At 72.9% G+C, this 7,035-nt stretch carries 6 protein-coding genes; all 6 read right to left on the reverse strand.

The genetic code is table 11. The features are described from left to right. Positions 1-202 precede the first annotated feature (202 nt). Positions 203-1,180, reverse strand: coding sequence for an ABC transporter permease (locus AC5LSR_RS15035; protein ID WP_250285550.1), 978 nt, complete (start codon positions 1,178-1,180; stop codon positions 203-205). Positions 1,181-1,193: 13 nt separating this feature from the next. Further along, complete coding sequence (locus tag AC5LSR_RS15040; RefSeq protein ID WP_250285553.1) at positions 1,194-2,156, reverse strand: ABC transporter ATP-binding protein; 963 nt, start codon at positions 2,154-2,156, stop codon at positions 1,194-1,196. A 190-nt stretch (positions 2,157-2,346) separates the two neighbouring features. After that, positions 2,347-3,045, reverse strand: coding sequence for a glycosyltransferase family 2 protein (locus AC5LSR_RS15045; RefSeq protein ID WP_493468594.1), 699 nt, complete (start codon positions 3,043-3,045; stop codon positions 2,347-2,349). A gap of 11 nt (positions 3,046-3,056) precedes the next feature. Further along, entirely contained in the window at positions 3,057-4,679 is a 1,623-nt protein-coding gene (locus AC5LSR_RS15050; RefSeq protein ID WP_250285548.1) for an amidohydrolase family protein, read from the reverse strand. A 72-nt stretch (positions 4,680-4,751) separates the two neighbouring features. Further along, entirely contained in the window at positions 4,752-5,396 is a 645-nt protein-coding gene (locus tag AC5LSR_RS15055; protein ID WP_445548455.1) for a DUF6308 family protein, read from the reverse strand. 405 nt (positions 5,397-5,801) lie between these two features. After that, the coding region (locus AC5LSR_RS15060) for an NB-ARC domain-containing protein (RefSeq protein ID WP_493468595.1) at positions 5,802-7,035 on the reverse strand (1,234 nt) is incomplete at its 5' end.

The following is a 7,035-nucleotide window of genomic DNA, read 5'->3' on the forward strand; positions in this document are numbered from 1 at the left end:
GGGCTGCCCTGCCTCGGGCTGCCCTGCCGCGGACTGTTGTACTTCGGGCCACCGTACTTCGGGAAGGCCCCGCGTCCGGGCACCGCGGCGCGTGCCGTCAACGGTTCTGTCACCGTTCGCGTGGCTGTCAGGCCAGACTGTTGCTGATGGATACCGGCCAGGTGGGCATCGGCCCGCGCGGCTGAGAATCCACCGCAACGGCCTAACGCGGGGCGTTACCGGCACGTCGCAGCGCGATACTGGCCGCCAGCAGCGTGACGAACGCCACCAGCGCGCACACCAACAGGTCGACGACGACCATGCCCCAGTCGACCGACGGCCGGAAGGCACCGGCCAGCACGTCCACCGCGTACGTGCTGGGCAGCAGGTCACGCAGCACGTCGATCCCGAGCGGCAGCCGGTCCGCCGGGATGATCCCGAGGAACAGCACGACGCTCATACCGATCTGCCCGGCGACCGTCGCGAGTTCCTGGCGGGGGGCGAGCAGCCCGATGGCCGCGCCGATCCCGGCGAGGGAGGCCCCGGCCGCGACGGCCACCGGCAGCAGCAGCCACAGGCCCGACAGCGGCAGACCGTACAGCAGCGAGCCCACCACGGCTGTGACGATCATCCCCGGGAGCGCGAACGACGCGTAGGAGGCGGCCGTGCCGAGCACCACGGCGCTGCCCGGGACGGGCAGGGTCAGGTAGTAGTCCAGCGCCCCGGCCGCGCGCAGCGCCCCGAAGCGCTGCGCGAGCAGGTTCAGCGCGACGAAGGCCACCACCAGCACGGTCGAGCCGGCCACCACCTGCTCACTGGTCGTCTCGTTCCCCGCATCGACCACTCCGCGCAGCAGCAGCATGATCCCGAGCGACTGGAACGCGGCGACGAACAGCAGGGGCACCCGGGCCACCCGGGCCCGGGCGAGCTGGCCGGCGTAGACGGCGCCGAGCGCGGCCCCGAAGGAGGTGCCCGGCGGCAGCGGCACGGGCGTGCCGGCCACCTCCGCGGCCCCGGGGAAGCCACCGCCGGACCGCTGGCGGACGCTCCGGTCGACAGCACCGGCGGATCGGTCGAGGGCGTCGGCCGTCCGTTCGGCGACCGAGACGGCCTCGGCGGCCGGGCCGGCGGCCTGTCCGGCCGCGTCGACAGCCCGGCCGGCGGCCGGGCCGGCCGCCTCGTAAGCTGCGGCGGCGGTCACAGGGTAACCGTGCTCATGTGCGCTCCAGGGTGCGGGATGCCCCGCCAAGGGCGAGATAGACGTCCTCCAGGGACGGCGTGGCCAGCGTGAAGTCGTCGAGGGCGGCGAAGGCGGGGCCGCTGGTCAGCCGCGCGAGCGCGTCGCGGGCGGCGGCCGCGTCCATGCGCGTGGTCCAGCGGCGGCCGTTGATCTCGGCCTGTCGGGCGAGACGGGCGATCGTCGGGTCCTGGGCGGGCGGGTCACGGCGCCAGACGAGATCCAGCCGGACATCGCTGCTCACCGACGCCTTGAGCCGTCCGGGGGTGTCACAGGCGATCACCCGGCCGGCCTCGAGGACGGCGACCCGGTCGAGCACCGTCTCCGCCTCCAGGACGTTGTGGGTGACCAGCAGCACAGTGACCCCCGCGGTGGCCCGGCGGCGCTCGAGCGCCGACCACACCGCGCGCCGGGCCGTCGGGTCCAGGCCGGTGGTCGGCTCGTCCAGGACGAGCACCATACGGTCGCCGACCAGGGTGCAGGCGACGGAGGCGAGCCTGCGCTGGCCGCCGGAGAGCTGCCGCATAGGCCGGGTGACAACCGGGGCGAGGCCGAGCTCGTCGATGACGGCGTCCCGGGCCGCCCGCGCCGCGCCACGCCCGAGGCCACGCAGCCGCGCGGTGGTCTCCACCGCGCGGCCCACCGGCAGGTCCTCCAGGGCCATGTCGTGCTGGCCGAGGTAGGCCGCCAGCCGCGACGGGATGTCGGGACGGGCCACGACGTCCCACCCGAACAGCGTGATGGATCCGGCGTCCGGCCGGATCAGCCCCATGAGCTGACGCAGCAGCGTGGTCTTACCAGCGCCGTTCGGCCCGAGGACGCCGAAGACCTCGCCCTGCCCGACATCGAGATCGATACCGGCGGTGGCAAGTACGGCATGCTCCCCCGCGCCGTGCCGGCGGGTGAGCCCACGCACGACGTAGCTCAGCACGCGGCCTATTGTCGCAGCCCGCGGGCGTGGAGTCGGCCTGAGGGCGGGTGAGGGCCGCCTCCCCGGCCGAATCCCCGGCCGAATCCCCGGCCGGGCACACGCCAGCCGGCCGGCATCCGAGCCCCCTTCAGGCCTGTGACCGTCCGGTTCAGTAACCGAACCCGTTCGGCGACCGGGCCTGCTCAGTGAACGGGCCTGCTCAGCGAACGGGCCTACGATGACGGGCCCGCACCGAGCCGAGTATCCACAGCGCCTCGACCCCGTCCCGCCAGGTCAGCTTCTTGCCCTGTTCCCGGGTGCGGGCCTTGTAGCTGATCGGGACCTCGAACGGCCGGATGCCGCGGGCGAGCAGCTTCGCGGTCACCTCGGCCTCCATGCCGAAGCCGGCGGAGCGGACGTCCAGCTCGCGGTACAGGCCGGCCGGCAGCAGCTTGAAGCAGGTCTCCAGGTCACTGATGTAGCTGTTGAAAAGAACGTTCGCGGCCAGCGTCACCAGCTTGTTGCCGACCACGTACCAGAACGAGAACGCGGTGTTGCCGCTGAACGTCCGTGAGCCGAAGACGACGTCGGCCTCACCGGCGAGGACCGGTTCCAGCAGCGCCGGGATCTCCTCGGGGGCGTATTCCAGGTCGGCGTCGCAGATGACGAGGTAGTCACCGCTGGCCCGCTCGCTCGCGGTCCGCACGGCGGCGCCCTTGCCCCGGTTCACCGGCTGGTGCACGACGACCACCCGGGGGTCGTCGAGGGAGTCGAGGATGGAACGGGTCCCGTCCACACTGCCGTCGTTGACCACGACAAGCTCGATCTCACAGCGGTAGCCGACCTCGAGCACCCGCTTGACGGCGGTCGCGAGCGTGGCCTCTTCGTTGAAAACCGGCATCAGGATGGAAAGCTTCACATCGGCGCACATTACGATGTGATCACCCGCTGGCCGTTGACGACCACCGTCGGGTGACGCCAGGCAGCGGGCTCGACGAGCGGATCCATGGGCAGCCCCACGACGGCGGCGTGCGCGCCCACCTCGACACGCCCGGACGGGCGGCGGCCGTCGAGCCCGGCCGCCCGGGCGGCCACGGACGTCGCGGCGCGCAGCGCACCGAGGCGGCCGAGCCCGGCATAGGCGAGCCGGTCGAGCTCCCGCGGGTCGACTCCGGGCGGCCGGCTGCCCGTGCCCCCCGCGTCGGTGCCGTAGATCAGGGTGACCCCGGCCCGGTGGAGCAGCGCCGCGTTACGCCCGGGGGCCGGGCCGAGCCCGGCATGGCACTGCAGCGTCGAGACCACCGGCACGCCCGCGGCGGCGATCCGCTCGACCGTGCGCGGCGGCAGGGGCTCCACCGGGACATGGGCGAGCTCGTCCACGCCCGCCCACAGCGCCATCTCGACGGCGTCGACGCTCAGCGCGTGCGCCGTCACCGGAAGCCCTGCCGCGTGGGCGGCCTCGACCATGACCGCGAGCTCGGCCGGAGACAACGGTGGCCAGTTCGGGCGCCTCCCGCGCCTGGTGTCCGCGCTGGTCGCGACGTCCCCGACATATACCTTGATCAGATCGATGCCGTCCGAGACGAGCCCGGCGACGAGCCCGCGGGCCGCGGCGGGGCTCTCGACGACGACCGCCGCGTCGCTGCGACGGGCGTGCCAGCTCTGCGCCTTTCGCCCCGCTCCCTGCCGGCCCGCCCCCTGCCGGTTCAGCCCGTGCCAGTTCAGCCCGTGCCAGTTCAGCCCGCTCAGCCCGCTCAGCCCGTGCCAGCTCAGCCCGTGCCAGCCCGGCCCATGACGGCGCGGCCCGTAGTGGTCCGAGACGTGCCACTCCGGCGAGTACTGTTCCGGCGAGTACTGCTCTGACAGGTGCTGGTCCGGCGGGTACGGGCCTGACGGGTGCTGGTCCGACGCGTCGCGGCTCCGTCCGTGACGGCCCGGTGTGTGGCGGCCCAGCGCGTGGCGGCTCGCCGCGGCCCGGCCGGCGGTACCGCGGCGGGCGGACCGCGACGAGCCGGGAGGCAGGGCCTCCAGCCGGTCGGCCGTGGCACCCTGGGCGGGGCCGACCGGCTCCCCGGAGCGGTCCGGGCGCGGCCTCTGCCGCGACGTGCCCACCACCCGGGGGCCCGCGCCGGCAACCATGATCGGCGCGGCGAACCGCCAGTGGACGAGCCGCTCGATCGACGAGCCGAGGTCACGCACAGCCACGACGCCGGAACGCAGCTCGTCGTACCCGGGCGTGGCGGTGGCCGGCAGATGCACGTGGGCATCGACGACACCCGGCCCGATCCAGGCACAGTCGATCATGCGCAGGCCGTCCGGCAGCGACACCTGGTCGCGTGGCCCGACAGCGGCCACCCGGCCGTCCACACCGACCACCACGACACCGTCGAAGGCGGTGTCGGCGACGCCGTTCCAGATCCGGCCCCGCAGGCCCACGCCCCGCCCGACCTCCTGGCGGGCCGGCGCCCGTCCCACGGCCAGGGCACGCGCCGCCCGCAACGGCACCACGGCCAGGATGGACAGGCACCCCGACGGCGTGTCGCCGCGCCTCACCGTGCCCCCGGCGGCGGCACCCGCGGCAGCGGCCGGCGGAGATCAGACCGCCGGCGATCAGACCGGCGGAGATCAGACCGCACTGCTCATCCACACCACGATGTCGAGGATGCGCAGCGGTGTCAGCGGCGGCCCGTTGCGGGGGACGAGCGCGGACAGCCGGTGGAACTCGTCGGCGTTCTCCTTCAGGTCGTACTGCATGGCGCGGACCAGCAGCTGCATGTACTCACGCCAGGAACGCCCGTCCCGGGGAGACGGCGGGATGCAGCGCTCGTGCTGGTAGAAGATCCTGACCTTGGAGTCGAACAGCGGCACCAGCGCCGGCCGCTTGCGGTGCAGCACCTTTGCGATCAGCGACCCCTTGACGTCGCGGTCGGAGACGTCCGGATCGTCCAGCGGGTCGTACAGGGCCGCGACAAGATCGAGGGTGGCCTCGTCGGCCTCGATCAGCTCGATGCCGGGCGGGAGCTTGTCGAGCCCGCGCTGCAGCAACGGCGTCAGCGCCGTCAACGTGTGCATCCGGTCGACGTCCACCTGGACGCCGAGCAGGCAGGGCGCGAGCAGATCACCGGTGCACAGCAGATCGGAGTCACCGTTGGTCGTGAGCCCGTCATAGTACGGATAGGCGTAACGCAGGCCACGCTTACGCGGCCCGAGGTACTCCTCAAGCAGGCTCTCCGCGTCGAAGACCTCTCGGGTACCCATCCCAAGCCTCACCGCGGGGGCTCCTCACAGTCGTCTCGCAGTCTCACAGCGTCTCGAAGATCGAGAATGTCTTGAAGGTCTTGAAGGTCTTGAAGTCTCACAGCCGTCCCGAAATCGTCGTCGCGTCCCGAAATCGTCGTCGACGGTCACGCCATCTCATCACGTGACGACGAGCAGCGGCGATCACGAGCTGTGACGACTTTCACATCGCTGACCGCCAGCCCTGCCGCCTGTGCCCATCCTCCCCCGCGGCTGCCGCTATCCGGAAGCAACCCGCCCGGACGGACCCACCAGGACATACATTCGTTACCGCGAGGACCACATCCCGGAGCGGACCGCGGGTGACAGCAGGGCCGTCGACACGCGTGCGTTACCGCGCCGACCACGTCCCCGGCGGCCGGATTCCGCCCGCCCTGGTCAGTGGCTGCCGACGCCGGCTTCCGCCGGCCATTTCTTCCAGATGCCGCCCCGGTCCTCGGCCGTACCCGCCTGGGCGGGGACGTTCACGGCGGCCGGCCGGTCACCGACCTGCTGCCCGAGCGCGGTGATCCGGCGGATCTCCTGGCCGCTCTCCTCGTGCTCCGCCCGGTCACGCGCGTGGATCCTGACCAGCTCGTGCAGCCGGAACAACACATCACCGGCCGGCCCGGTGCCGGCGACGTCGAGCATCTGCGCGTCGATCAGACGGTCGAGGATTCCCTCGGCCGTCCGCTGGTCGGTCCTCAGCACCTGTTCGACGACCCGGCTGGAGAAGATCGACCGGCCGAGCAGCCCCAGCCGACGCAGCAGCTGCCGCGCCTGCGGATCGATCCGCTGGTAGGACAGGTCGAAGCTGCCGCGGACCTCCAGTGCGCCGTGGTGGAGCTCGGCTATCCGGTGCCGCTCGTCGACCAGCCTGGACACCAGGCCGGATATCTTCCAGTGGGGATGCGCCACCAGCCTGGCCGCGGCGACGCGGACGGCCAGCGGCAGGTAGCCACACAGGCGCACCAGCTCACGGGCGGCCACGGGGTCGGCCGACGCCCGGTCGTCGCCGACGATGCGGGCCAGCATCCGGGTCGCGTTCCCGACCTCGAGCACGCTCAGGTGCAGCCGGGTACAGGAAAGCGCGGCCAGCCGCGCCCGGCTGGTGATCAGCACCCCGCAGCTGCCCGACCCCGGCAGCAGCGGCTCGATCTGGCTCTCGTCCGCGGCACCGTCGAGTACCACCAGGACCCGCCGGTCGGCGAGCAGGCTGCGGTACAGCTCCGCGCGTGCGTCGAGACCGAGCGGGATCTCACTGTCCGCGACGCCCAGCGCGCGCAGGAACCGGGCGAGCGCGTCATCGGGATCGACCGGGCTGCACTGTTGGCCGTGCAGGTCCACGTAGAGCTGGCCGTCGTCGAAGTGCTCCCGTAACCGGTGCGCCACATGGACCGCCAGGACGGTCTTGCCCAGCCCGCCCATGCCGAGCACCGCCACGACGGGCATCGACGGGGGGGAGCTGGTAACGGTCAGCCGCTGGCACAGCAGCTCCGCCTCCTCGTCCCGGCCCGTGAGGTCCCCGACGGCGGCGGGCAGCAGGCACGGCGGCCGTGGCTGCGTGGCCGGTGGCTCGTCGCCCTCCGCCGGCCCCACCGCGTCCGGCCGTGACCCGGCCGGTGCGGCCGGC

The organism is Protofrankia sp. CiP1_Cm_nod4 (assembly GCF_982290645.1).